Raw genomic sequence first — 24213 nt, 5'->3', positions numbered from 1 at the left:
ATAAAGCGACAAAATGGGGAAGCCGTCAAGACCTTTGTGCGCTCGCACGTGGAAAAGGGCTGTCCGTGCTATTTTTCCACCAAGCCGGTTCTTGATTTACCCGGGGTCCTTCGTGAAAGTTGCGCCCAACGGAATATGGAGGAGATGCCCCTATGGCCAAATACCGCATTGCCGTGATTCCCGGAGACGGAATCGGCAAGGAAGTCATGGATGAAGGGATCCGGGTGCTTGAGGTCGCCGGCGCGCGCTACGGGATCGAGTTCCAGTGGGATCATTTCGACTGGAGCTGTGAGCTCTACAAGCAGACCGGCCGCATGATGCCCGAGGACGGCCTGGATCAGATTGCCGATCACGATGCGATCTTCCTGGGGGCCGTCGGGTTTCCCGGAGTGCCGGATCACGTCTCGCTCTGGGGACTGCTGATTCCGATCCGGCGTCATTTCCGCCAGTACATCAACCTGCGGCCCGTTCGACTTCTGCATGGCGTGTTCTCGCCGCTGGCCAACCGCAGTCCGGGAGAGATCGATTTCTACATCGTCCGCGAGAACAATGAGGGAGAATATTCCGAAATCGGCGGGCGCCTCTATGCCGGTACCGACGAGGAGGTGGCCGTTCAGGAAAGCATCTTCACCCGCAAGGGCGTTGACCGTGCGCTGAAGTATGCCTTCGAGCTGGCACAGCAGCGGCACAGGAAACACGTGACCTCGGCAACCAAGTCGAACGGCATCATTCATACCATGCCGTACTGGGATGAGCGCTTCGAAGAAATGGCCAAGGCCTATCCCGACGTAACCACCGACAAGTTTCATATCGATATCCTGACGGCCCACTTCGTGCGCAATCCGGACTGGTTCGACGTGGTGGTGGGCAGCAACCTGTTCGGTGACATCCTCTCGGACCTGGGGCCGGCCGCCACCGGCACCATCGGCATCGCGCCTTCGGCCAATCTCAATCCCGAGAAGGAGTACCCGTCCATGTTCGAGCCGGTACACGGCTCGGCCCCGGACATCGCCGGCAAGGGGATTGCCAACCCCATCGGTCAGATCTGGTCGGGAGCCATGATGCTGGACCATCTGGGAGAAACGGATGCGGCGCGTCTCGTGGAGCGGGCTTTCGAGACCGTGCTGGCGGAAAGCGAGGTCCGCACGCCTGATATGGGCGGCAATGCCACCACCCAGGAATTCGGTTATGCCATTGCGGAATCCGCGGCACGAATGTCCCTGTAGAGCAACTTCACATTGAAGTGAGAGCGGATTCACGGTGTCAGTTTGAGGCCTTGTGCTTCAAAGCGATCTTGATCCACTCTCGCCGACGGGCCTCGGCAGGAGATTTAGGGTCGAAGGGCTCAGTCCTCCTCCGCGGGCCAGGCAACGATATGTTCCTCCCAGTTCGTCTCGGGGACATCCCTTTCCGAGACGATGCGCCCCCGGGCGGAAATACCGGCCTCATGCACGCTTTCGGCACGCCCGCTGACGAGCGGGTGCCAGTCATAGAGGTCCTTGCCCTCGTCAATGAGACGATAGGCACAGGTGGGCGGCAGCCATGACAATTCCCGCACGCTCTCCGGGGTCAGGCTGATGCAATCGGGCACGTACGTCCGCCTGTTCTCGTAGCTGCTGCAGCGGCAACTGCCGAGCTCCAGGAGCTTGCATGCCACGTCGGTGTGAACGATCTCGCCATCGTCCGGGTCCTGGAGCTTGTTCAGGCAGCACTTCCCGCAGCCGTCACACAACGATTCCCACTCGGCCTCGGTCATCTCGGCCAGGGTCTTCCGCTTCCAGAAGGGCTGGGTGTCATCCGTCATCAAGGGCCATTTCTAACTCAGGATACAAGGCTACGCATTCCCGCTGTCTGCAGCTCCCCTTTGGCTGAGAGTGTGTCTGCTGTCGTTGGACACGAAGAGCGCCCCTTCGATGGATGGGCCTCCAATCAAGCGACCGCTCTAAGTCTGTCCCGCAGGGTCCTGTGTCTTCACAGCTTCACTCGGTATGCGGCAGCTTTCCAGAAGCCAGGCGTAGTCCTGGCCGAATGCCACACCGAAGCGTTCGTGCAGCCGACGACGGGCAGCGACGGCCAGGCGTTCCGGTATCTGACCGAGTTCGCCCTTGCGGGCCATCAGGGTGAGGCGGCGCGAGAAGCCGCCGCGGGCCAGACGGATCACCTGGAGGTGCGGCAGCTGATGGGATTCCTGCAGCAGGCAGAGCGGGGTGGTCAGGCTCCAGCCCATGCCATTGGCCACGGCCGCCAGGTGGCCCGTGGCCGTGTCGAATTCGGCAAAGGCGGGCAGGTCCAGGCGCAGGCGGTTGATCTGCCGCTCGATATGACGGCCGATGGCACTGCGCAGGGAATAGCGCAGGAAGGGCAACTCCTCGATCGGCTGCAGGTGATCCACGGGGTTGGGAAAGTCCGCGGGAAAGACCAGCACGAAGGGTTCGCTGAGCAGGAGATGACGCTCCAGGCCTTCCACGGTGTCCAGTTCATCCCCGGCAATCACAGCGATGTCGACGCCGTGCGTCATCAGCGAGTGCTGGTGGTCCGGCGAGATTCCGGACCAGATACGCCAACGCCGCGCCAGATGCATGCAGTCATGCAGCAGCAGCGGACCAATGCTGTTGGCAAAGCTTTCCACCATGGCGAAGGTAAGCGAACTGAGACCCGCCTGGTCATGGCCACTGCGTGTTGTCTCGAGTGCCTCGGCGGCCTTCTGCAGAATCTGTCGCGTGGCCTCGTAGAGTTCCTCGCCGGCCGAGGTCATGGCAAGGGGGCGGGTGTCCCGGTCGAAGAGGCGTGTCTCCAGGGCTGCCTCGAGGTTCGAGATGGTCTGAGAGACGGTGGACTGGGTCAGCGAGAGACGCCGGGCCGCCGCACTCATGCCGCCGGCTTCGACGACGATCTGGAAAACCCGAAGGCTGCGCAGGTCAAAGCCGTGCGGCAGTTCCATGTCATACTCCGCCCATTGCAGTCCGCGGGGCGCGGCTTCGGGATCTCTCTAGGCCTCAGCTGCCCTGGCGGGCAAGGAAATTCGATCCACTCTCGTAGACCCAGTCCCACAGCGACTGGGCATAGCTTCTGGTTACCAGCAGGTTGAAGTGGTCGGTCTGTCTGCGCAAGACCGTGATGTCGATATGATCGAGCATCGTGGCCGCGGCACAGCGCTCCGGCCAGGCGGCGAAGTTGACCGTCAGGCCACTGGCCAGAACTCCGCGGACCCCCGTACCCTGCATGTCGAGCAGAAGGCGCGACTCGCTCTGGTCGAAGATCGATCCCGAGTCCATGGGTGTGTTGCTGACAAGCTGGCGAGCGTTCTCCGCGCCCAGGTCCAGCAGCATGGCGCTGCCGGGCGCCGTCGAGAAGACAAGTCCGCCTTCAGACAGCTCCTGCAGCTGTCCGGGGTCGGGCCAGGACAGCGACGGCAGTGTCTGTTTCAGGTGCCCTGTCAGGGCGTCCTTATGTCCAGGCCAGGCCATGCATTGCAACAGGGAGTGAGGCACCTCCAGTCGCAGCTGCAGCAGGGTGTCCGCTACCGCGTCGCTGGGAAAGCGCTTCAGGATGGTACGCGAGGCCTCAGGCATTCATCCGGGCTCCTTCGGGATCGTAGAAGTGGGGACTGACGACGACAACGGGCACGCTCTCACCGGTGAGAGGGGAGGCGGCCGTGAGGTCCTCGCCGTGGCGGGCCCGTCCGTTGCGCAGCAAGGCCAGAGCAATATAGTTGCCAAGCGCGGCGCCATAGGTGGGCGAGGAGACATGCCCCTGGGCATCCTGCGGCGGCGTGCCGTCGCGTGCCGCCTGGTTGTCCAGCAGCTGTGCGCCCGGCGGAATCGGCTGCCCGGTGCTGGACACCAGCCCGACCAGCTGGGGGCGGTCGGCTTCCAGCAGGGCTTCGCGTTTGGACAGGGCCTCGCCAAGGAAATGCTTCTTCTTGGACATCAGGCCACCCAGCCCCAAGTCGTCGGCTGTCGTGCGCCCGTCCAGTTCAGGGCCGGCGACGTGTCCCTTCTCGATACGCAAGGAGCCCAGGGCTTCCAGGCCGTAAGGCGTGATGCCATCTTGTCGTCCGCTTTCCAGCAGGTGTGTCCAGACCGCTTCGCCGTGCGAGGCGGGCGTGTAGACCTCGTAGGCCAGCTCGCCGGAATAGCTGAGCCGCGCGATCCAGACCGGAGCACCATCGATCTCCGCTGCCTTCACGTCCATCGGGCGCAGGGCTTCGTTGGACAGGTCGAGACCGGTGACGCAGCGCTGCAGCACGGCACGGCTGTTCGGTCCCGCGATGGCGCAGCCGCTCCACAGATCGCTGACCGAAGTGATGTGAACCTTCATCTCTGGCCAGACGGCGGCCAGCAGGAACTCCAGGTGTTTCATGACACCTCCGGCGTTGCCGGTGGTGGTGGTCATGAGATAGCGGTTCTCCTCCATACGCCAGAGCGTGCCGTCGTCGAAGACCATCCCATCGGTTCGCAGCATAAGGCCATAGCGAGCGCGGCCGACCTTCAGGTTGCCCATGCGGTTGGAGTAGACACGATCGAGGAAGTCAGCGGCATCCGGCCCCTTGATCTCGATCTTGCCCAGGGTGGAGACATCGGTCATTCCGACCTTTTCACGAACAGCGCGCGCTTCACGACGTATGGCCTGGGTTAGGCTTTCCCCCTGCTGCGGATAGGCGCGCGGGCGCTGCCACAGGCCGACCTCCACCATGATGCCGCCATTCGCCACGTGCCAGTCGTGCAGCGGGGTGCGGCGCAGGGGGCGCAGGTTCGAACCGGTGGCCCGGCCTGCCAGGGCGCCGAGCGAAACCGGTGTGTAGGGCGGGCGGAATCGGGTCGTGCCGGCGACATCCAGTGGCACGTCCAGCAGCGAGGCCATCATGCCCAGCCCGTTGATGTTGCTGGTCTTTCCCTGGTCGCAAGCCATGCCGAGCGTGGTGTAGCGCTTCAGGTGCTCGACCGAGACGAAGCCTTCCTGGTGCGCCAGCTTCACGTCCCGTGCGGTGACGTCATGCTGCAGGTCCACGAAGGCCTTGCCCTTGCCGCCTTCGACTTGGAAGAGCAGGCGTGTGAGACCGGGCTTGCGATTTTCCAGGCCGTCGGGACGTCCTGATGTCGCAGCCGGTGTCAGGCCGCAGGCCTCGGCGGCACGGCCACCGGCCTGCTCACCTTGCTCCCAGGCGTCGGCCAGGCTGTCCGCACCGCCAAGAGCGCCGGCGGCACTCCAGTCCTGTAGGGCCTCGCCCGGCATGAACTGACCGCGTTCCTCGTCGTAGCGTGGCTTGCCGCCCGCCTGGGCCGTCAGGTGGATGACCGGGCTCCAGCCACCACTGACGGCCAGGCAGTCGGCCTGGATGCTGTCCTGTTTTCCGCGTGGGCGTCCGTCGTCATCAAGTTCCGTCAGAACGGCGCTCGTCACGGCTTTCCGGCCTTCCGCCGCCAGGACGGTGCTGCCGGAGCGCACGGGAATTGCCAGCGATTCCGCCTCGGCCACCAGGTCGGCTGGCGGTTCGCGGCGGCCATCCGCCAGGCAAGCGATTCTAACGCCCGCCCGAGCCAGGTCGATGGCGGTACGGTAGCCGCTGTCGTTGGTGGTGGCGACCAGGATGTTGCGACCGGCGGCAACGCCGTAACGGTTGGCATAGTCACGCACCGCCCCGGACAGCATGACACCGGGCAGATCGTTGTTGCCAAAGACCAGCGGGCGCTCCAGAGCACCGGTGGCCAGCACCACGCGCCGTGCCTTGATGATCCAGTGGCGATGGCGCGGCTGTCCGGCGCGGGGCAGGGGATGATGGTCGCTGACGCGTTCCACTGCGCCCAGGATGTTGTCGTCGTAGTAGCCATAGACGGTTGTACGCGGCAGGTAGTCGACACCGTGCTGATCCGTCAGCACCTGAATTTCCCGGCGGGCCCACTCGTAGCCTGTCTTTCCATCCAGCTCTGTGGTTTCGCTCAGAAGGGACCCGCCGGGATCGGGCGACTCGTCGGCAATCAGGACCTTTGCGCCTGAAGTTGCGGCTGCCCTTGCGGCAGCCAGGCCGGCTGGGCCGGCGCCCACCACCAGAACGTCACACCAGGCATGGCGCGTGTCATAGCGGTCGGGATCCGGCTCCAGGGAGGCCTCGCCCATGCCGGCAGCCTTGCGGATGAGCTTCTCGTAGAACATCCAGGCATGGCGGGTCGGGCCCATGAAGGTCTTGTAATAGAAACCGGCCACGAAGAATGGCGAGAAGAGGCCATTCATGGCACCCAGATCGAAGTCGAGGCTGGGCCAACGATTCTGGCTCTCCGCCGTCAGGCCGTCGTAGAGTTCAACGCCGGTTGCACGGCAGTTCGGTTCGTGTCGCGCGCCATGGCGCAGGCCGACCAGGGCATTGGGTTCGTCCGAGCCGGCGGCATAGATGCCGCGGCGGCGGTGGTACTTGAAGCTGCGCGCCACGGTCTTCTGTCCGTTGGCCAGCAGGGCCGAAGCCAGCGTGTCTCCCGCGTAACCGCTCAGGGGGTGGCCGTCGAAGGTGAAGCGCAGTTCGCGCTGGCGATCGATGTGGCCGCCGCTGTTCAGGCGAAATCCGCTCATTGACCCATCTCCGGGCTTTCCTGTTGTGCTTCTCCGGCCCAGGGGCCCGCGACTTCCACCTGATGGATCTCGTGTGTCAGGGTGTTGCGCTCGACGATCAGGAACTGTCGGCAGCCGTGGGCATGCTGCCAGTATTCGCTGTGCGGACCGGCCGGATTGCGACGCTGATAGACCGTCTCGCTCCAGGCCTCGAGGTCCTGGGTCTCGAGTGCCGGCCAGGTGATCGTGGCGTCCCCCTCATAGGTGAATTCCTCGAGATGACGATGGCCGCAGAATGGGCAGTTTATGTACATGACCTGATATCCTGATTGGGCAAAGCGGTCGGTTTGAGAATCGGGTTGAAATCAGTGCAGGCGCGGCACCGGGCCGGCGCCTTTCTCATCCAGCGTGCGACCCGTTCGGAAGCGGTCGAGGCGGAAGGCGGCGTTGAGCTCGTGGGGTTCATCGCGCGCGATGGTGTGGGCGAAACACCAGCCCGAAGCCGGGGTGGCCTTGAAGCCGCCGTAGCACCAGCCGGCGTTGATATAGAGACCATCTTTCGGGGACTTGTCGATGATGGGGCTGCCATCCATGGACATGTCCATGACGCCGCCCCAGTGACGCAACAGGTGCAGGCGCGAGAGGTTGGGGAACATGGCCACCGCCATGGCGGCGACGTCCTGGATGACCGGGATGTTGCCGCGCTGGGCGTAGGAATTGTAGCCGTCCAGGTCACCACCGAAGACCAGCCCGCCCTTGTCGGACTGGGAGATGTAAAGGTGTCCGGCTCCGAAGGTCACGACGGTATCGATCAGGGGCTTGAGCGGCTCGGAAACGAAAGCCTGCAGAACATGACTTTCAATCGGCAAGCGATCGAAGCCGGCCTTGGCGAGCACGCGGCTGGTGTTTCCGGCGACGGCGACGCCGACTTTGCCTGCCTTCACGGGTCCTTTGACGGTATCGACGCCGACGATCCGGTCCCCGTCGAAGAGGAAACCCGTGACCTCGCAGTTCTCGATGATATCGACGCCCAGGGAATCGGCGCCTCGGGCATAGCCCCAGGCCACGGCGTCATGCCGTGCCGTGCCCCCGCGCGGTTGCATCAGGCCACCGGCGATCGGAAAGCGGGCCCTGTCCGAGACATCCAGTCCGGGGACCTTGGCGGCCACCTGGTCACGATCCAGCAACTCGGCATCGATCCCGTTGACCCGCATCGAGTTACCGCGGCGCATGAAGCCTTCCATCTGCGCGGGCGTGTGGGCGAGATTGAGCACGCCGCGTTGGCTGAACATGACATTGTAGTTCAGGTCGCGGCTCATACCTTCCCAGAGCTTCATGCCCCATTCGTAGAAGCGATTGTTCTCGGGAAGCAGGTAGTTGGAGCGCACGATCGTGGTGTTGCGGCCCACATTGCCGCCGCCGATCCAGCCCTTCTCGATCACCGCGACATTGCGAATGCCGTATTCCTTCGCAAGATAATAGGCCGTGGCCAGGCCGTGACCGCCACCGCCGACGATAACGACATCATAGCTTTCCTTTGGTTGCTCGACGGCGCGCCAGGTACGCGTCCAGCCGCGATGCCCCTTGAGGGCCTGGCGTGCGAGGGTGAAGGCGGAAAAATGCATGACTGCTGTCCGATCTCTGTAAACCGCCCCTAGATAAACGCAAGCGAGCATGTCGTGCGATACCCATCGGTTTCTTCGTTTGTTTATATCGATTTTCACGATGGATAAGGGATGGGGGTTCTGCCGACCCGTTGCGCGTAATCTGGATGCAATCTCCACATTACAAGGACTTGCGAGGCGTTGTCTTTGCCGGAATGATTGGTTAGACAGGGTAAGAGGTTGTACTGGACGTGTTGCACTCACGCCCAAAATCACCCAATGCTTTCACCTTTCTGATAATGGCCCAATCGGGCCAGATCACAGAGAACAGGGAATTTAACGATGCTCAAGAAACTACTGACAACCACGGTCATGGGCGTTGCCGCTCTCGGCGTCAGCGCTTCCGTCGCGTTTGCTGACGTTCTGGAGGACGTCAAGGAACGCGGTACTCTGATTGCCGGTGTCAAGGCTGACTATCCTCCATTCGGCTATCGCAGCGATGACGGCGATATCGCTGGCCTGGAAATCGACCTGGCCGAGAACTTGGCCGAGCGCCTGGATGTCGACCTGGAACTGGTTCCGGTCGTGGCGTCCAACCGCATGGAGTTCCTGAACCAGGGCAAGGTCGACGTGCTGATCGCGACCATGACCAATACCGAGGAACGCGAGAAGGTCGTGGATTACGTGGAGCCGGGACACTATGCTTCGGGCACCAACATCCTGGCGCCCAAGAAGGCCGAGTTCACCGAGTGGGATGACCTGAACGGCAAGCCGGTCTGCGGCGTCCAGGGCGCCTTCTACAACCGTCGCACCCAGCAGGAATACGGCGCGGAACTGATCGCGTTCAAGGGGACGGCGGAAGCCTATACCGCACTTCAGCAGGGCCGTTGCCTGGCATTCGTCTATGACGACGCAGCACTTCTCGGGCAACTCGAGAAGGACGAATGGTCCGAATTCGAGATGCCGCTGGAAACCATCGACGAGTCCCCCTGGGGTCTTGCTGTGGCAGACGGCGAGGACAATTTCCGTGAGATGCTGGAAGACGTCGTGATCGACTGGCATGCCTCCGGAAAGATCCTCGAACTCGAGGACGAATACGGCATCAAGAACACGCCGTACGCCAAGCGGATGCACGAGAAATACGAGGGTAACTGATATCCTGGTAGCCTGATACGGCGGGTGAGTCTTTACAGAAGGCTCATCCGCCGTTTTCTTTGCAGCTTGTTCGACAAGCCGGTGTGTGTGGAGCGACGACAGGCGTGGAAATCATATACAACTGGTTCCAGCAGCTGAACGAGGCGACCGGCATCAACCTTCCGGTCTTCTACAATACCTTTGACCGAGAACGCTTCTTCTCAGGCCTGCTCGTCACGATCGAGCTGTCCATTGTCAGCCTGATCGCGTCCGTGGTGATCGGGGTTGTCGGAGCCTGGCTGCAGGGGTCCAAGCTGGTCTGGACGCGTCGCATCGTCCAAGTCTATATCCAGTTCTTCCGCAATACTCCGCCCCTGGTGCAGATGTATTTCTTCTTCTTCGGGCTCAGCGCGCTGTTGCCGACCGTGGAGAACGAGTACGGCTTCCAGGAGCCGATCCTGGGCGCGTTTGCCTGGGCCTGCATCTCGCTGAGCTTCTTCGCCGGCGCCTTCAATGTCGAGATCTTCCGTTCGGGTATCGAAGCGGTCCCGGAAACCACGCGCGAAGCTGCAGAATCTTTGGGATATAGCAGGCTTGGGGCCTACATTCATGTGATCCTGCCGCTGGCCTTCAGGGTCTGCCTGCCGGCGCTGAACAACAACCTCGTCAATCTGGTGAAGACCACGACCTTGGCCTATGCCATTGCGGTCCCGGAACTGTTGTATGTTTCCGGCCAGATCTGGTCCGACTATGCCAACGTGCCGGAAATGATGACGCTGCTTCTGCTGATCTACGTGGGGCTCGTGGGCATCGTGGTCATGGGAATGAACCGCTGGGAGCGGGCAATGCGTCTGCCGGGGTACGGAACATGACAAGGAAGGCAAGCTCAAGACAGCGCCTGAACGCCTCCCTGCGCTCGGGAACGGATCTGCCCGTTCTGCATTCGCCAGATGAGAGGACTGCGGCCTTCCGGACGACCGGGCGGGATGTTCTTGCCCTGCCGCGTTTGAACCTCAAGCCTTGGCACGGCCTGTTGTTGATGGGGCTGCTGCTTTTCTCGGCCGGCGTAGCCGAGGCCCAGAACGGAGGCGGTCGCGAGGGCGTCTTCTCGATCCTGGTCAAGTGGACCCCGCTGCTGCTCCAGGGCTTTGTCTTCAACCTGATCATATCGGTCCTGTCTATGGCGCTGGGGACTGCGGTCGGGGCTTTTCTTGGCCTCATGCAGATCTCGCTGTTGCCGCCAGTGCGGGCCGGAAGCTGGTTCGTGACTCAATTCTTCCGCAATGCGCCTTGGCTGGTACTGCTGTTCTACGCCATGTTCATGCTGCCGTTCCAGTTCGAGATCGGCGGCATGACCATCCCCTTCCCGGATTGGGTGAAAGCGGTTATCGGCCTCAGCCTGCCGGTCATGGCCAATGTCTCGGAACTGGTCCGCGGTGCTGTCCAGTCGATCCCCTCGGGGCAGTGGGAAGCGGCCGAATCCCTGGCCTTCACACGCCGCCAGCAGATCTGGCAGATCATCATGCCACAGTGCATCAAGCGGATGCTGCCGCCTTGGATGAATCTCTATGCCATCCTGACCATGGCCACCGTCCTGGCCTCGGTGGTGGGCGTGAACGAGGTCATGACCCTGGCTGACCAGGTGAAGGCCGCTGAGGGCGGGCGCACCGACCTGTTGGCGCCGCTCTACGGGTATCTCCTTCTGTTGTTCTTTATCTATTCCTATCCGATCGCGCGGCTGACCATGCGTCTAGAGCTCAAATACGCGGTGAAGATCTGATCAGAACGGCCGGAAACGGCGAAAAGGGACTCTTGCATGAGCACAGCAAACTGGACCGACGACCAACCGATTGTCTCGCTGAAGGACGTGCACAAATCCTTCGGTGACTTCGAGGTCCTCAAGGGCATTTCCTTCGACGTCAAGAAGGGCGAAGTGATCTGTATCATAGGGGCTTCCGGATCCGGAAAATCCACGCTGATCCGCTGCATCAACGCACTGACCGAGATCAACAGCGGATCCATCAAGGTCGAGGGGATCGAGGTCAACGATCCCAACCTGAACAAGCTGGAACTGCGCAAGCGCGTGGGCATGGTCTTCCAGCAGTATAACCTTTTCCCCCATCGTACGGCGCTGCAGAACATCATGATGGCGCCTGTCCAGGTTCTGCGGCAGCCGAAGCAGGAAGTTGAAGAGCGGGCCCATGCACTGATGAGAAAGGTTCGTCTCGACGGTAAGGAGCACGCCTATCCGGGCGAGCTTTCCGGGGGGCAGCAACAGCGCGTCGCCATCGCCCGCTCGCTGGCCATGAACCCGGAGGTCATGCTGTTCGACGAGGTGACGGCCGCCCTGGATCCGGAAACGGTGAAGGAGGTCCTGGCCACCATCAAGGAATTGGCCCAGGAGGGCATGACCTGCATGCTGGTGACCCACGAGATGGGATTCGCCAAGGAAGTGGCCGATCACATGTACTTCACGGACAATGGCGTGATCGTGGAAGACGGCCCGCCCGCCGAATTCTTCGCCAATCCGAAGGACGAGCGCACTAAGCAGTTCCTGGGGCAGATCCTCTGATCGCCTGTAGCAGCTGCCGCACCGTCTCTTCCGGTGCTTCAGCGCGCATGACTTCTCCCATCACGGCGAGCCCTGTGGCTCCGGCGCTCAGGCAGTCGCGCGCATTCGCGGCTGTCACGCCGCCCAGCGCGAGGACAGGCGGTGCGATGCCGTCTGTCATTCTGCGCAGGCCGTCCAGTTCCAGGGCCGGCCCGTAACCGGGTTTGCTCTCCGTCGCAAAGACCGGGCTCAGAGTGGCATAATCCGCGCCTTCCGCTGCCGCGGCCACGATATCCTTTCTGGAATGTGCCGACACCCCGATCACGGCGGCGTCCCCCAGAGCTGCTCGGGCGAGGGGGATGTCGCCCGGATGTTGCAGGTGGACACCGGCCGCGTCGACCTCCGCGGCCAGGCTCCAGTCGCCGTTTATGAGCACGCGGCCTAGATGCCTGCAGGCAAGTTCGCACAGCCGCTCCGCCAGAGCTCGGCGCTCCGTGTTGGCCAGGTCCTTATCACGCAGCATGAAGTTGCGGAGTCCTGCGCTGAAGGTCCGTTCGGCAATCTGCTCGAGGTCGTGCCGTGCCTGGTGCCGATCGCTGATGACCAGCAGTTCGGGCACTTTTCCGACCATTACGAGCCTACCAGCCCCATCTGCGGGCTTGAGGCCTCGGCATGCGTACGCTTGGGGATGCGCCCGGCCAGATGCGCCGCACGGCCGGCTTCGCATGCATGGCGTACAGCGCGGGCCATGGCGACGGGATTGCGTGCTTTCGCCACGGCTGTGTTCAGCAACACGGCATCACACCCCAGCTCGAAGGACTGCACCACGTCAGAGGCCGTCCCCAGTCCGGCATCGATCACCACCGGCACCTCCGCGCGCCGGCAAATCAGCTCGATGTTGGCCGGATTGGCCACGCCCATGCCGGAGCCGATCAGCGAGCCCATGGGCATGACGGCGGCGGCGCCCGCATCCTCCAGCCGCTTGCAGATCACGGGATCGTCATTGCAGTAGGGCAGGACGGTGAAGCCGTCCTTCACGAGCTCCTCCGTGGTCGAGAGCAGCTGTTCCACATCGGGATAGAGGGTTTCTCGGTCGCCGATGATCTCAAGCTTCACCCATTCGGTTTCCAGGGCTTCGCGGGCCAGCTGGGCCGTCAGGATGGCATCGCGCGCCGTTTCGCATCCGGCCGTGTTCGGCAGGAAGTGATAGCCGTCCAGCAGGTCCACCGGACTTTCCGCGTGACCTTCGAGATCCATGCGGCGAATGGAGAAGGTCACCATTTCGGTGCCGCTTTCCTCCACGCAATCCAGCATGATCTGCAGGTTGGGGTAGCTCGAGGTGCCGAGGAAGATGCGATTGCCGAATTCCCGTCCGGCAATCACGAGAGGCGTGTCGTTGGACATGAACTCGAGTCTCCTTCGCTCAACCGCCCGCCAGGGGACGGACGATTTCGATGCGGTCGCCCTCGGCCAGGGCTTCTTCGGACCAGCTGGCGCGTTTGACCAAGGCGCCGTTGCGCGCGATCGCGATTCGGCGGGCCGTCGGGTCGATCCCGCGTTGCTGCAGCAGATCCTGCAGCGTCCCGGGTTCGACGCGGGTCGTTTCGCCGTTGAGATTGATGTTCAGGGACATGGTCGAAGTATCCTATGCACTCTGCAGTAGCGGTTTCTTTCTGTTCGTGGAACGAGGCTTGAAGCGTGCCAGTGAAAACGGCCGGGCTGCCTCGGGCATCTCTCCCGTCAGGATCTGTTCGGCCAGGCAGTGTCCGGTGACCGGGGCCAGCAGGATGCCGTTGCGGTGGTGGCCTGTTGCCAGGTGGAGGCCCGGCACGGGGGTCGAGCCCAGCACGGGCGCGTCGTCGCGGCAGCCGGGACGAAAGCCGCTCCAGCTCTCGAGCAGGGGCAGGTCCTCGATGCCGGGCAGGGCTCTGCGGGCCCCTTCGATCAGGGCATAGAGGCCGCCGGCCGTTACGCTGTCGTCAAAGCCACGTTCCTCCACGGTCGCGCCGATGATCAGGCGTCCGTCACGGCGCGGCACGCAATACACCTGCTCGGTCCAGAGGACATGCTCCAGAAGCGGTGCCGCCGGGTCCATCTGCAAGGCCAGGGATTGTCCTTTCAAGGGCCGCACCGGCGGTTTGGCCGCATCCGGCAGGCCGGGCAGGCCACGGGTCCAGGCGCCGGCCGCCAGCACCAGGTGCTCGGCCTGCAAAACCTCGCCGTTCGCAAGATGGATGCGCTTGGCGGAGTCTTCCGGGCAGTCGAGTGCGGCGACCTCGGTGTGCTCACGCAGCTCTCCGCCGGCGTTCACGAAGGCCCGCTTCAGGCCTTCGGCCAGTTGCCGGTTGTCGACCTGGTGATCCTCCAGACTGTAAATGGCGGCGGCAGCGCTCTGTCGCAGGTGCGGTTCGCGTTCGCGCACCTCGCGTCCCTCCAGCCACTGCAAGGGCAGTCCCAGCGCGCTCTGGAAGTCGTGCCGAAAGCGCAGGCGATCGACTTCGTCGCGGTTGAGCGCCACTACCAGGGTGCCTTCGTCCCGATAATCCGGACGCAGTCCGCTCGCCGCTTCCAGGCGGTCCAGGAAAGTCGGCCAAAGTTCCTGGGCCCAACGGGTCAGCTGCAGCAGCTGTTCCTCGCCGGGCTCGCACTCGGCGGCCGCGGCCAACATGCCGGCAGCGGCATGCGTGGCCGCCTGGCCGCAGCGCTCGCGCTCGAGCAGGGTGACCTGCTGGCCGGCCTCCGCCAGCTGCCAGCCGATCGCCAAGCCGCAGACACCGCCACCGATGATCACGGTCTGCAGGCGTTCGCCGTTTCTGTGTTTCGTATCTGCCACGTTGCTCCCTTCGCTGGCATGATCCAGTGCAGGTTCCATGGGTGTGATCTCAGCCGCCTGTCTTGGCGGCACCCCAGATTTTCAGGCTGACTCTAAGATGAAGGCGAGGCCGTTGCCTTGCAAGGTTTTCGGCGAAATTTATTAACATTTATAAAATGTATAAATATTAATAAATCCACACAAAGTGTGAAATTATTTGACTCCCGAATCATATTGCGCAAATATAAGGGGGATCGAGAGATTTATACACTAACATGCGTGAAAATATCTGGCTCACGATGAAATACTTCCCTCTGTTTCATGATCTGACGGATGCTCCCTGCCTGGTGGTGGGTGGCTCCGAGGCGGCGGCCCGCAAGGTGCGTCTCCTGCAACGCACGGAGGCCGAAATCCACATCGTTGCACCGGAGATAAACGAAGAGCTGGGCGAACTGGTCTCCGCCGGCAGGGCGCATTGGTATCCGCGCCGCTTCCGGGCACGGGACCTGGATGACAAGAGCCTGGTCATCGCCGCCTCCGGTGACGAGCGGATCGATGGTCGGGTCTCCCGCCTGGCGAGGGCGCGCCGGCAGCCCGTCAATCTCGTGGATCGGCCGGCGCAATCCTCCTTCATCGTGCCAGGCATGATCGATCGGGATCCGGTCACGATCGCGATTGCCAGCGGGGGCAGTGCGCCGGTCCTGGTGCGACAGCTGCGCGAGAAGATCGAGGCTCTGCTGCCCGCGCGTCTTGGCGCACTGGCACGCTTCGCCGACCAGTTTCGTCCGGCCGTGAAGGCAGTGATTCCCGGCGAGGAGGGACGCCGCCGATTCTGGTCGCGCTTCTTCCGCAGCGGCGTGGCCGAATCGCTGCTGCAGGGCGATGAGCGCGGCGCGCGTGAACGGATGCTGGGCCTTGTCAATTCCGCGCCGGAAAGCCGCGGCAATCTCACGGGAAGTGTCGCACTGGTCGGCGCCGGTCCGGGCGACCCGGACCTGTTGACCTTCCGTGCCGTCCGCCTGATGCAGGAAGCCGACGTCGTGGTTTACGACCGGCTGATTCCCCAGGGGGTGCTGGATTGCGTGCGCCGGGATGCCGAGCGGATCTTCGTGGGCAAGGCGAAGGGCGCTCACAGCAAGAGCCAGGATGAGATCAACGAGATCCTGCTGCAGCAGGCCCGCGGCGGAAAGCAGGTCGTGCGCCTGAAGGGCGGCGATCCCTTCATTTTCGGCCGCGGAGGGGAGGAACAGGAGTACCTGCTGCGCCACGGTGTCGACGTACAGGTGGTGCCCGGCATCACTGCGGCAACCGGCTGCGCGGCTGCCGCCGGCATTCCCCTGACCCATCGGGAAACGGCGTCTGCCGTCACCTTCGTGGCCGGTTATGCCCGCAACGGCCTGCCGGAGCTCGATTGGCAGGCGCTGGCCGGCGAACGCCAGACACTGGTCGTCTATATGGGGCTGTCCCATGCCGAGGAGATTGCCCGCCGGCTGATGGACAAGGGGCTGCCGGCTGGCACCCCGATGGCCGTGGTGGAACGAGGCACGCTGCCGGATCAACGGGTGCTGGGCGGCCGTCTGGCGGATCTCGGCGACATCCTGCGTCGCGAGGCCGTGCAGGGTCCCGCACTGTTGATCATCGGACAGGTGGCCGCGGCTGCGGCGACAGACGAACCGGCCGTGGAGCCGCTCCTGGCCCAAGCCGTTTGAGAAAGAGGAAACAGGCAGAATGTATCTGAAAGCAGTAACCGCCAACCGGCTGCGCGATGGCCGCGTCGTCTATCTCTCGGAGACGGGGGGCTGGTCGCAGGCGCTCGAGGAAAGCCGGCTGGCACGCGACGAGGACGAGCTCAAGGGCCTGATGGACGAGGCCGAGCTCGGCGTGCTGCGCAATGAAGTGGTGGCTCCGTATGCCATCGACGTCGTGCAGCAGACGGATGGCTATGTGACCACCCGCTGCCGCGAGGAAATTCGCTCGACAGGACCAAGTCGCCGTACGGACGCGGCCTGACCAGGCTGGAGACCGGAGGAAGACCATGTATCGCTATGACGAATTCGATGAAGCGCTGGTGCGCGAACGCGTGGCCCAGTTCAGCGAGCAGGTGCAGCGTCGCCTGAATGGGGAGCTGAGCGAGGACGAGTTCAAGCCGCTCAGGCTGATGAACGGCCTCTACCTGCAGCTTCACGCCTACATGTTCCGAATTGCCATTCCCTACGGAACGCTCTCCTCGAACCAGCTGCGCCAGCTGGCTTATGTGGCGCGTACCTACGACAAGGGATACGGGCACATCACCACGCGCCAGAACATCCAGTTCAACTGGCCGCGGCTGGAGGATGCCCCGGCCATTCTCTCGGACCTGGCGGACGCGCAGCTGCATGCCATCCAGACCAGCGGCAACTGCATCCGCAACACCACGGCCGACCAGTACGCCGGCGTGGCGGCGGACGAGATCGCCGATCCGCGCCACTACTGCGAGATCATCCGTCAGTGGTCCACCCTGCATCCGGAGTTCTCGTTCCTGCCTCGCAAGTTCAAGATCGCGGTCACCGGCGCGGAAGAAGATCGCGCGGCCCTGCGCACGCACGACATCGGCCTGCGCATGCGCCGCGACGCGGACGGCAATCCGGGATTCGAGGTGATGGTCGGCGGCGGCCTCGGCCGCACGCCGGTGGTCGGTGTGACGATCCGCGATTTCCTGCCGGAACAGCACCTTCTGTCCTATCTGGAGGCGATCCTGCGGGTCTATAACCAGCTCGGACGGCGCGACAACATCCACAAGGCGCGTATCAAGATCCTGGTGCAGTCTGTCGGTCGCGACGAATTTGCCCGCATGGTCGAGGAGGAATGGGCTCAGCTGCGCGACGGCTACCTGACCCTGCCGCAGGAAGAGCTGGATGCCATCGCCCACTATTTCACACCACCACCTTATGAGGCGCTGGAAGACACGCCGCCGGAACTGCAGCTCTGGCAGAGCACCAGTCCCGGCTTTGGTGCCTGGATGAACGAGAATGTCGCCGCCCACAAGCAGCCCGGCTATGCCATCGTGAATGTCTCGCTGAAGCCCGAAGGTGGCGTGCCGGGCGATATCACGGCGGAACAGATGGAGGTGGTTGCCGATCTGGCCGAGCGCTATAGCTTCTCGGAGATTCGTGCGACGCACGAGCAGAATCTGGTCCTGCCCTACGTGCGCAAGCTGGACCTGATGGCGGTTTGGCAGGGCTTGCAGGAAGCTGGGCTGGCCACGGCGAACATCGGGTTGATCAGCGACATGATCTGCTGCCCCGGCCTGGATTACTGCAATCTGGCCAATGCCCGCTCGATTCCCGTGGCGCAGGAGATCAGCGAACGCTTCGCCGATCTTTCCCGCCAGCGCGACATCGGGCCGCTGAAGATCAAGATGTCCGGCTGCATCAATGCCTGCGGCCACCACCATGTGGGTCACATCGGGATCCTCGGCGTCGATAAGAAGGGCCAAGAGTACTACCAGATCACCCTGGGCGGAAGCGCCGAGAACGAGACGACACTGGGGAACATCATCGGTCCGGCCTTCAGTGCCGCGGAGGTCGGCGATGCCATGGAGACGATCGTCGAAACCTACCTGGATATCCGTCAGGAAGGCGAGAGTTTCCTGGAGACCTATCGCCGCGTCGGACAGCAGCCTTTCAAGGAGACTCTCTATGCCGCTCATTAAGAACGGAGAACAGATCGAGGATCTCTGGTTGCCGGTCGATGACGAACAGCCGTTGCCGGAGAATGCGCCGATCCTTGTTTCGCTGGAGCGCTGGCAGCAGGAGAAGGACGTGCTCCAGGCGCGCGGAACGGAGCTGGGGCTTCGCCTGCGCAGCGATCAGTCGCCCCAGCAGGTGGCCGAGGACTTGCAGGCGTTCTCCCTCATTGCCCTGGAATTCCCGAAATTCACGGATGGGCGCGCCTATTCCCATGCCCGCCTGCTGCGGGAACGCCATGGCTTCACCGGCGAGCTGCGGGCCGTCGGCAACGTCCTGCGCGACCAGCTTCTCTTCATGCAGCGCTGCGGCTTCGATGCCTTCGAATTGCCCGAGGATGCCCCTGTGGAGGCTTGGCTCAAGGCCCTGGAGGACTTCTCGGTCTGGTACCAGCCGGCCACGGACAATCGGGCCCCGGTGTCGTCCCTGCGGCGGCGCCTGCGGGTGGCTGCGCAGTAGGAGGAGATAGTCATGCAGCAGACATCCACCCTGCCTTCCACAGCCGCTCCGGGGCTTGCCAGGGATCTGATTCAGGCCTTCGAGCTGGAGGAGGAGAGCCGGGATCTCTATGCGCTGGAACTCCTGGACCGGATGGTCCATGAGGTCTTTCCCGGCCGCATCGCCCTGGTTTCGTCCTTCGGGGCAGAATCGGCCGTGCTTCTGGACATGGTGGCCCAGGTGAACCGGCATATTCCCGTGATTTTCCTGGAAACCGGAAAGCATTTCACGGAAACGCTCATGTATCGGGACCGGCTGGTCCGCCGGATCGGGTTGACTGACGTGCGCGATATCACGCCGGCGGAGGAGGATCTGGAGGCTGAGGATCCTGGTGGGACACTCTGGAAGTCCGCCCCCGACCGCTGCTGCCATATTCGCAAGGTCCTGCCACTGGAACAGGCGCTCGAGGGCTTTGACGCCTGGATCACGGGGCGCAAGCGTTACCAAGGCGGGACGCGTGAAACCCTGCCGCGAATCGAGGCCGCGGACGGCCGAGTCAAGGTGAATCCGCTGGCCGACTGGTCATTGCAGGAAATCCGCAACGCCTTCAAGGCGCGCGATCTGCCGAGCCATCCCCTGACGAATGTCGGCTATCTCTCGATCGGCTGTGCACCCTGTACCAGCCCGGCACTCCGCGAGGATGCGCCGCGTGCCGGTCGCTGGAACGGCATGGAGAAAACCGAGTGTGGAATCCATGCCTCAGGCAACCAGTGGGAATGAGCAGTTTATTACCTGTGGCAAAATGCGTATAGTGACCATGTCCCCGTTTTCCGGAAAGCAGGATGTCCATGCTGCTGGCGTCTCAATGACGCTGGGACGGCCGCGCGGTTTGCGTGGCGGGGCAAAGGGCATATGTAAAAATCGAGACGGACGCTTGCGGCAAACGGGACCCAAAAGGTCTTTATCTTGTGGTATAAAGCCGCCAGATAACGAATTGGTCAGAAGTCTGTGTGATCGACACAACATGGCCTGCTTGGGATCGCCCGATGATGTGCTCGGCCGACTTCCGGATCTTTCCGGAGGTTTGGTTCCGCGCGCAGGTCCGATTGAAACTTAACGGGCCGAATTCGTGAGGGGACCTGAAGCAGGGAAGAGTTAAGATGGACGAGAATGTGATTGCCTTTGATAAGAATCAGCCGATCGAGACGGATATCGTCATCGTCGGTGCCGGCCCGGTGGGCCTTTTTGCGGTATTCGAAGCCGGGCTGCTTGGCCTGAACTGCCACCTGATCGACAATCTCGACAAGGTGGGCGGCCAGTGCGCCGAGCTTTATCCGGAAAAGCCCATTTATGACATTCCGGCGCTTCCCTACTGCACGGGACAGGGGCTGGTCGACGAGTTGATGAAGCAGTCCGACCCCTTCAAGCCTGGCTTTCATCTCAGCCAGCAGGCCGACTCTCTGTCCAAGCTGGAGGATGGGCGCTGGCGGCTGGAAACCAGCACCGGCACGGTTTTCCACGCCACGGTGATCGTGATTGCGGCAGGTGCCGGCAGTTTCGTGCCGCGCCGGCCGCCTCTGGAGAACCTCGAGGACTATGAAGGCAGCTCGATTCTCTATGCCGTGCGCCGCATGGAAGCGCTGCGCGACAAGAGGATCGTGATCGCCGGCGGCGGCGATTCGGCGCTCGACTGGACGCTCAACCTGCACCCGCTGGCCAGCCAGGTGACGCTGATCCATCGCCGTGACCAGTTCCGCGCGGCGCCGGATTCCGTGGAGAAGATGCGCCAACTGGTGGCCAATGACGAGGTCAGCCTGCAGATCGGCCAGATCAAGGAACTCAAGGGTCAGGGCGGCCAGCTGGAAGCCGTCCAGGTCAAGGGATCAGATGGCGAACTGTACGACGTGCCCTGCGATGTACTCCTGCCCTTCTTCGGCCTGAAGATGGAGCTGGGGCCGATCGCCGAATGGGGCCTGAACCTGGATCGCGACCTGATTACCGTGGATACGGAGAAGTTCGAGACCTCCGTGCCCGGCATTTTCGCCATCGGCGACATCAACTACTATCCGGGCAAGCTGAAACTGATCCTCTCCGGCTTCCACGAGGCGGCGCTGATGGCCCAGCAGGCCTTCCGCTACTGCCGCCCCGACGAGAAGCTGGTCTTCCGTTACACCACGTCTTCAACGGACCTGCAGAAGAAACTGGGCGTGATATGAGCTATATCGTTGTTGTTGACCGCGAGGGCCAGGAACATCGCCTGGACGCCCTCAACGGCTGGCGTATCATGGAAATCATCCGGGACCACGAACTGCCCATCAAGGGCGAGTGCGGTGGCTGCTGCAGCTGTGCGACGTGCCACGTGTATGTGGATGACGACTGGCGTGCACGCCTGCCGCAGCGCGAGGACGAGGAGGACGAGATGCTGGACGAGGCCTTCGGCGTCGAGGACAATTCCCGCCTGAGTTGCCAGATCCTGTTCTCCGAGGACCTCGAGGGGCTGCGCGTCTATCTGGCTCCCGAAGGGGCCTGACGCCGGAGCCGGGCGCAGCCGCCTGCATGCAGTGCATGGCTGTTGCCCGCTTGTACGCCTTCCCAGGGTCCCCTTTTCCGACAAGAATGTAACTGCATCATGCAGACTCGGGCAGGGCCGGTGAGCCGGCCCTGCCCGGGTATCCCTATCCAACCGGCCGGTCGCCATCCGGCCGGTTCACTTTTGGATTCTGATCGGAAGAGATGTCAGCCATCGCAGAGGAGACGACGAAAGAACGGGCGAAGCCACCGATCGCCATCCTGATTGCGGCCAGTGCCATCGGCCCTCTGGCGCTCAACATCTTCATCCCCTCGATGCCGGGGCTGCAGTACAGCCTTTCGGCGGACTATGCCACTGTCCAGCTGACCCTGACGCTCTACCTGATTGGCCTGGCGGTCAGCCAGCTGCTCTACGGCCCGCTGTCCGACCGCTATGGCCGGCGTCCCCTTCTGCTTGGGGGCCTGGGCCTGTTTGTCCTGGCCAGCCTGGCCTGCTCCTTCGCCACCTCGATCGAGGAATTGATCCTGGCGCGCATCCTTCAGGCTGTCGGGGGCTGTTCGGGGATCGTGCTCGGTCGTGCCATCGTGCGCGACCTCTATGAGCGGGACCAGGCGGCCAGCATGATCGGCTATATCACCATGGCCTGGGTGCTGGCACCCATGGTGGCTCCCTTGATCGGCGGTATATTGGATACTTGGTACGGCTGGCAGGCCAGCTTCTATTTCCTGGTCGTGACGGGAGCACTGGTGTTCCTGGCCTGCCTGCGCTGGCTGCACGAAACGAATTTCCACAGGCAGAGCGCCGATGGCCTGAGAGGCTTTGTCATCGGTTTCCCGGTCCTGCTCAGGCGCAAGGAATTCCTGGCCTATGCGCTTCAACTGTCCTTCAACAGCAGCGTGTTCTTCTCGTTCCTGGCCGGTGCGCCCTATGTGATGACCGAGACCCTGGGCCGCAGCCCGGTGGAATACGGCATCTATTTCGCCCTGGTCTCACTGGGATACATGGCGGGGAATGGCCTTTCGGGGCGCTTCTCCGTTCAGCGCGGCATAGACAGCATGATCCTTCTCGGGCTGATCGCCACCTGGGCCGGGACTGCCATCATGATGGCCTTCGTCGTGGCAGGTGTCCTGCACCCCATCACCATCTTTGTCCCGATGCTGCTCTGTTCTCTCGGCAATGGCCTCAGCATTCCCAATGGCCTGGCCGGAGCCATCAGCGTGCGCCCAGATATGGCCGGGGTGGGGTCGGGCCTGGCCGGCTTTATCCAGATGTTCCTGGGGGCCATGATCTCGCAGCTGGTGGGTTTCCTGCAGAACGGTGCCGTCTATCCGCTGTTCGTCATCATGCTGACCTGCGCCACGCTTGCCTTTCTGGCGAACAGCTTCACAGGTGCGTCCAAAGTGGCGCCCGGCACGCAAACGGGCCCCTGACGTTCAAAGGGCAGTGCCGTGCCCGCGGTCGACACGCAGCGGCTCGATCGTCGTCACGCTGCCATCAGGCCCCGTAGCATGGAATTCGGCGATTTCTCTCTCCACATCCAGGATCATCAGGCTGAGAACGCCCGTGGCAAAGGCCCCGGTATCCAGGGAAATGCGGTTTTCCGTGATGACCGGACAGGGCGGGTCGATCATGGGCGTGTGGCCATGCACAACGGTGTGGCTCAATCGTCCCAGGTGATTGAGAAACGGACCGCGAATCCAGATGCAGTCCTCCGCATCCTGTTCGGGAATCGGACGGTTGGGGTTAACCCCCGCATGAACGAAGGCAAAGTTGCCCGCCAACTCCTGAATGGAGGCGTCGCGCAGCATTTCGAAGTGATCGCGGAAGTCTCTGGCCACCCGGTCCCGTACCGCTGCAGGATCGAGATCGGCAAGGCCATAGGATTGCAATGTCTCCGCACCCCCATTCATAAGCCAGGCAGGGTCCGCTGCACCCTGGTCGAAGAATTCCAGGAGCCAGCTGTCGTGATTGCCCAGCAGAAGGCGTGAGTCCGGCCAACGTTTCAGGGTTGCGCTGACCACGTCCATGGCGCGTCGGTTCTCCGGTCCGCGATCGACGATATCCCCCAGGAAAATGACCTTTGGACTGTGTCCGCGCTGGGCTGCATCGCTTTCGATGAAGGTCAGCAGGCGATCCAGCAGGCCGGCGTGACCGTGGATGTCGCCGATGACGTAGAGGGGAGCTTGTGCCGTCAAGCCTTGTTCCTTTCCTTGTCTGCCGCCAGATCCTCTTGTCAGGGCGCGGGGATGGCACAGTTTGTACAGGGACTCACATGGTATCAGTAAAGGGAGCGCGCAGGGTGCCAGGCTTCATTTCTTTGCTCGGTATGGTTCTTGTGCTCTTCATGCAGCCGGCCCTGGCGGAAGAGGACCTCTGGCAGGGACTGGCCGAAGGCAGGAATGCAGCACTTATCCGTCACGCCATTGCTCCGGGAACCGGCGATCCCGCCGGTTTCGAGCTGGGTGACTGCAGCACGCAGCGTACACTCTCGGAGGAAGGCCGCCGCCAGTCCAGGGCCTTGGGAGAGCTTTTCCGCGCTCAGGGGATCAGCCAGGCCCGGGTGCTCTCGAGCCGCTGGTGCCGCTGCCTGGAAACCGCGGAGCTCCTGGGATTGGGCCAAGTGGAAGAAAGCCCGCCACTGGATTCCTTCTTCGGCAATCGGGATCAGGGGCCTGAACAGACAAGAGCAGCGCGGACCCTCATTCGCGAGCACCTCGCAAATGCCGGGACGCCCCTGGTCCTGGTCACGCACCAGGTCAACATCACGGCGCTCAGCGACGTCTACCCTGCATCGGGAGAGGTCATCGTGGTGAGCCTCGTGCCTGAAAGCGATGAGCTGAAGGTGGAAGGGCGCATCAAGCCCGAATTCTGACCAG

The 24213-nt window shown here is 62.8% G+C and carries 25 protein-coding genes and 1 riboswitch; of the genes, 14 read left to right on the top strand and 11 right to left on the bottom strand.

What is annotated here, in order from left to right; genetic code table 11:
• Positions 1-152 precede the first annotated feature (152 nt).
• A complete protein-coding gene (locus tag ACFOW6_RS16920) occupies positions 153-1226 on the top strand; it encodes a tartrate dehydrogenase (RefSeq protein WP_382423608.1) in 1074 nt (357 codons plus the stop codon).
• A gap of 119 nt (positions 1227-1345) precedes the next feature.
• Here the strand turns inward: ACFOW6_RS16920 and ACFOW6_RS16915 are convergent, their stop codons facing one another.
• From ACFOW6_RS16915 to ACFOW6_RS16890, 6 genes are all read right to left on the bottom strand, one after another.
• Positions 1346-1804, bottom strand: a complete 459-nt coding sequence (locus tag ACFOW6_RS16915; protein WP_382423607.1) for a YcgN family cysteine cluster protein — start codon at positions 1802-1804, stop codon at positions 1346-1348.
• Positions 1805-1942: 138 nt separating this feature from the next.
• Positions 1943-2941 (bottom strand): LysR family transcriptional regulator, encoded by a 999-nt coding sequence (locus ACFOW6_RS16910; RefSeq protein WP_382423606.1) that lies wholly within the window; start codon positions 2939-2941, stop codon positions 1943-1945.
• A gap of 55 nt (positions 2942-2996) precedes the next feature.
• Positions 2997-3572 (bottom strand): hypothetical protein, encoded by a 576-nt coding sequence (locus ACFOW6_RS16905; protein WP_382423605.1) that lies wholly within the window; start codon positions 3570-3572, stop codon positions 2997-2999.
• Positions 3565-6564 (bottom strand): sarcosine oxidase subunit alpha family protein, encoded by a 3000-nt coding sequence (locus ACFOW6_RS16900; RefSeq protein ID WP_382423604.1) that lies wholly within the window; start codon positions 6562-6564, stop codon positions 3565-3567. The genes ACFOW6_RS16905 and ACFOW6_RS16900 overlap by 8 nt, the downstream gene beginning before the upstream one ends.
• Positions 6561-6857: a sarcosine oxidase subunit delta gene (locus tag ACFOW6_RS16895; RefSeq protein WP_382423603.1), complete on the bottom strand. Its 297-nt coding sequence runs from the start codon at positions 6855-6857 to the stop codon at positions 6561-6563. Before ACFOW6_RS16895 ends, ACFOW6_RS16900 begins: the two co-directional genes overlap by 4 nt.
• A gap of 51 nt (positions 6858-6908) precedes the next feature.
• A complete protein-coding gene (locus ACFOW6_RS16890) occupies positions 6909-8168 on the bottom strand; it encodes a sarcosine oxidase subunit beta family protein (protein ID WP_382423602.1) in 1260 nt (419 codons plus the stop codon).
• A gap of 321 nt (positions 8169-8489) precedes the next feature.
• Between ACFOW6_RS16890 and ACFOW6_RS16885 the strand changes: the two genes are divergently transcribed.
• The 4 genes from ACFOW6_RS16885 (at position 8490) to ACFOW6_RS16870 (ending at position 11853) form a co-directional block, all read left to right on the top strand.
• Positions 8490-9302 (top strand): transporter substrate-binding domain-containing protein, encoded by an 813-nt coding sequence (locus ACFOW6_RS16885; protein WP_382423601.1) that lies wholly within the window; start codon positions 8490-8492, stop codon positions 9300-9302.
• 104 nt (positions 9303-9406) lie between these two features.
• A complete protein-coding gene (locus ACFOW6_RS16880; protein ID WP_382423600.1) occupies positions 9407-10153 on the top strand; it encodes an amino acid ABC transporter permease in 747 nt (248 codons plus the stop codon).
• A complete protein-coding gene (locus tag ACFOW6_RS16875) occupies positions 10150-11061 on the top strand; it encodes an amino acid ABC transporter permease (protein ID WP_382423599.1) in 912 nt (303 codons plus the stop codon). The genes ACFOW6_RS16880 and ACFOW6_RS16875 overlap by 4 nt, the downstream gene beginning before the upstream one ends.
• A gap of 36 nt (positions 11062-11097) precedes the next feature.
• Complete coding sequence (locus ACFOW6_RS16870) at positions 11098-11853, top strand: amino acid ABC transporter ATP-binding protein (RefSeq protein ID WP_382423598.1); 756 nt, start codon at positions 11098-11100, stop codon at positions 11851-11853.
• On the opposite strand, the gene ACFOW6_RS16865 is transcribed toward ACFOW6_RS16870, so the two are convergent.
• The 4 genes from ACFOW6_RS16865 to thiO form a co-directional block, all read right to left on the bottom strand.
• Positions 11825-12463 (bottom strand): thiamine phosphate synthase, encoded by a 639-nt coding sequence (locus tag ACFOW6_RS16865; RefSeq protein WP_382423597.1) that lies wholly within the window; start codon positions 12461-12463, stop codon positions 11825-11827. The two genes, ACFOW6_RS16870 and ACFOW6_RS16865, sit on opposite strands and share 29 nt — an antisense overlap.
• Positions 12463-13236 (bottom strand): thiazole synthase, encoded by a 774-nt coding sequence (gene thiG, locus ACFOW6_RS16860; RefSeq protein ID WP_382423596.1) that lies wholly within the window; start codon positions 13234-13236, stop codon positions 12463-12465. The genes ACFOW6_RS16865 and thiG overlap by 1 nt, the downstream gene beginning before the upstream one ends.
• A 19-nt stretch (positions 13237-13255) precedes the next feature.
• Positions 13256-13465, bottom strand: coding sequence for a sulfur carrier protein ThiS (gene thiS / locus ACFOW6_RS16855; RefSeq protein ID WP_382423595.1), 210 nt, complete (start codon positions 13463-13465; stop codon positions 13256-13258).
• Between the two features lie 12 nt (positions 13466-13477).
• The gene (gene thiO / locus ACFOW6_RS16850) at positions 13478-14665 is read right to left on the bottom strand and encodes a glycine oxidase ThiO (protein WP_449267371.1); all 1188 of its coding nucleotides are present in this window, start codon (positions 14663-14665) and stop codon (positions 13478-13480) included.
• Positions 14654-14751: riboswitch (TPP riboswitch) on the bottom strand. It overlaps the preceding gene by 12 nt.
• A 168-nt stretch (positions 14752-14919) precedes the next feature.
• Here thiO and cysG point away from each other — a divergent pair.
• The 8 genes from cysG to ACFOW6_RS16810 all read left to right on the top strand — a co-directional run bounded on the left by cysG (position 14920) and on the right by ACFOW6_RS16810 (position 22767).
• Positions 14920-16353 carry a siroheme synthase CysG gene (gene cysG / locus ACFOW6_RS16845; RefSeq protein ID WP_382423593.1) on the top strand — a complete coding sequence of 478 codons (1434 nt, stop codon included), beginning with the start codon at positions 14920-14922 and terminating at the stop codon, positions 16351-16353.
• A 19-nt stretch (positions 16354-16372) separates the two neighbouring features.
• Positions 16373-16654, top strand: a complete 282-nt coding sequence (locus ACFOW6_RS16840; protein WP_382423592.1) for a DUF2849 domain-containing protein — start codon at positions 16373-16375, stop codon at positions 16652-16654.
• 25 nt (positions 16655-16679) lie between these two features.
• On the top strand, positions 16680-18335 hold the full coding sequence (locus ACFOW6_RS16835) for a nitrite/sulfite reductase (RefSeq protein WP_382423591.1): 1656 nt from the start codon (positions 16680-16682) through the stop codon (positions 18333-18335).
• On the top strand, positions 18322-18828 hold the full coding sequence (locus ACFOW6_RS16830) for a DUF934 domain-containing protein (RefSeq protein ID WP_382423590.1): 507 nt from the start codon (positions 18322-18324) through the stop codon (positions 18826-18828). The genes ACFOW6_RS16835 and ACFOW6_RS16830 overlap by 14 nt, the downstream gene beginning before the upstream one ends.
• Before the next feature lie 12 nt (positions 18829-18840).
• Complete coding sequence (locus ACFOW6_RS16825; protein WP_382423589.1) at positions 18841-19587, top strand: phosphoadenylyl-sulfate reductase; 747 nt, start codon at positions 18841-18843, stop codon at positions 19585-19587.
• Positions 19588-19967: 380 nt separating this feature from the next.
• Positions 19968-21023 (top strand): NAD(P)/FAD-dependent oxidoreductase, encoded by a 1056-nt coding sequence (locus ACFOW6_RS16820; RefSeq protein ID WP_382423588.1) that lies wholly within the window; start codon positions 19968-19970, stop codon positions 21021-21023.
• Positions 21020-21337, top strand: a complete 318-nt coding sequence (locus ACFOW6_RS16815; RefSeq protein ID WP_382423587.1) for a 2Fe-2S iron-sulfur cluster-binding protein — start codon at positions 21020-21022, stop codon at positions 21335-21337. The genes ACFOW6_RS16820 and ACFOW6_RS16815 overlap by 4 nt, the downstream gene beginning before the upstream one ends.
• Before the next feature lie 203 nt (positions 21338-21540).
• Positions 21541-22767 (top strand): multidrug effflux MFS transporter, encoded by a 1227-nt coding sequence (locus ACFOW6_RS16810; RefSeq protein WP_382423586.1) that lies wholly within the window; start codon positions 21541-21543, stop codon positions 22765-22767.
• 3 nt (positions 22768-22770) lie between these two features.
• On the opposite strand, the gene ACFOW6_RS16805 is transcribed toward ACFOW6_RS16810, so the two are convergent.
• Positions 22771-23532: a metallophosphoesterase gene (locus ACFOW6_RS16805; RefSeq protein WP_382423585.1), complete on the bottom strand. Its 762-nt coding sequence runs from the start codon at positions 23530-23532 to the stop codon at positions 22771-22773.
• A 104-nt stretch (positions 23533-23636) separates the two neighbouring features.
• Between ACFOW6_RS16805 and ACFOW6_RS16800 the strand changes: the two genes are divergently transcribed.
• Positions 23637-24209, top strand: coding sequence for a histidine phosphatase family protein (locus tag ACFOW6_RS16800; protein WP_382423584.1), 573 nt, complete (start codon positions 23637-23639; stop codon positions 24207-24209).
• The last annotated feature ends 4 nt before the right edge of the window (positions 24210-24213 follow it).

It is taken from the genome of Fodinicurvata halophila (assembly GCF_042651425.1).
Taxonomy (GTDB): domain Bacteria; phylum Pseudomonadota; class Alphaproteobacteria; order Kiloniellales; family DSM-21159; genus Fodinicurvata; species Fodinicurvata halophila.
The sequence above is the reverse complement of the archived record's forward strand: the minus strand, read 5'-3'. Positions and strand labels throughout refer to the sequence as shown.

Excerpts from the sequence above, each read along its gene's own strand:
- ACFOW6_RS16920 (WP_382423608.1), top strand. The coding sequence starts at position 153 with ATGGCCAAATACCGCATTGCCGTGATTCCCGGAGACGGAATCGGCAAG.
- ACFOW6_RS16915 (WP_382423607.1), bottom strand. The coding sequence starts at position 1,804 with ATGACGGATGACACCCAGCCCTTCTGGAAGCGGAAGACCCTGGCCGAG.
- ACFOW6_RS16910 (WP_382423606.1), bottom strand. The coding sequence starts at position 2,941 with ATGGAACTGCCGCACGGCTTTGACCTGCGCAGCCTTCGGGTTTTCCAG.
- ACFOW6_RS16905 (WP_382423605.1), bottom strand. The coding sequence starts at position 3,572 with ATGCCTGAGGCCTCGCGTACCATCCTGAAGCGCTTTCCCAGCGACGCG.
- ACFOW6_RS16900 (WP_382423604.1), bottom strand. The coding sequence starts at position 6,564 with ATGAGCGGATTTCGCCTGAACAGCGGCGGCCACATCGATCGCCAGCGC.
- ACFOW6_RS16895 (WP_382423603.1), bottom strand. The coding sequence starts at position 6,857 with ATGTACATAAACTGCCCATTCTGCGGCCATCGTCATCTCGAGGAATTC.
- ACFOW6_RS16890 (WP_382423602.1), bottom strand. The coding sequence starts at position 8,168 with ATGCATTTTTCCGCCTTCACCCTCGCACGCCAGGCCCTCAAGGGGCAT.
- ACFOW6_RS16885 (WP_382423601.1), top strand. The coding sequence starts at position 8,490 with ATGCTCAAGAAACTACTGACAACCACGGTCATGGGCGTTGCCGCTCTC.
- ACFOW6_RS16875 (WP_382423599.1), top strand. The coding sequence starts at position 10,150 with ATGACAAGGAAGGCAAGCTCAAGACAGCGCCTGAACGCCTCCCTGCGC.
- ACFOW6_RS16870 (WP_382423598.1), top strand. The coding sequence starts at position 11,098 with ATGAGCACAGCAAACTGGACCGACGACCAACCGATTGTCTCGCTGAAG.
- ACFOW6_RS16865 (WP_382423597.1), bottom strand. The coding sequence starts at position 12,463 with ATGGTCGGAAAAGTGCCCGAACTGCTGGTCATCAGCGATCGGCACCAG.
- thiG (WP_382423596.1), bottom strand. The coding sequence starts at position 13,236 with ATGTCCAACGACACGCCTCTCGTGATTGCCGGACGGGAATTCGGCAAT.
- thiS (WP_382423595.1), bottom strand. The coding sequence starts at position 13,465 with ATGTCCCTGAACATCAATCTCAACGGCGAAACGACCCGCGTCGAACCC.
- cysG (WP_382423593.1), top strand. The coding sequence starts at position 14,920 with ATGCGTGAAAATATCTGGCTCACGATGAAATACTTCCCTCTGTTTCAT.
- ACFOW6_RS16840 (WP_382423592.1), top strand. The coding sequence starts at position 16,373 with ATGTATCTGAAAGCAGTAACCGCCAACCGGCTGCGCGATGGCCGCGTC.
- ACFOW6_RS16835 (WP_382423591.1), top strand. The coding sequence starts at position 16,680 with ATGTATCGCTATGACGAATTCGATGAAGCGCTGGTGCGCGAACGCGTG.
- ACFOW6_RS16830 (WP_382423590.1), top strand. The coding sequence starts at position 18,322 with ATGCCGCTCATTAAGAACGGAGAACAGATCGAGGATCTCTGGTTGCCG.
- ACFOW6_RS16825 (WP_382423589.1), top strand. The coding sequence starts at position 18,841 with ATGCAGCAGACATCCACCCTGCCTTCCACAGCCGCTCCGGGGCTTGCC.
- ACFOW6_RS16820 (WP_382423588.1), top strand. The coding sequence starts at position 19,968 with ATGGACGAGAATGTGATTGCCTTTGATAAGAATCAGCCGATCGAGACG.
- ACFOW6_RS16815 (WP_382423587.1), top strand. The coding sequence starts at position 21,020 with ATGAGCTATATCGTTGTTGTTGACCGCGAGGGCCAGGAACATCGCCTG.
- ACFOW6_RS16810 (WP_382423586.1), top strand. The coding sequence starts at position 21,541 with ATGTCAGCCATCGCAGAGGAGACGACGAAAGAACGGGCGAAGCCACCG.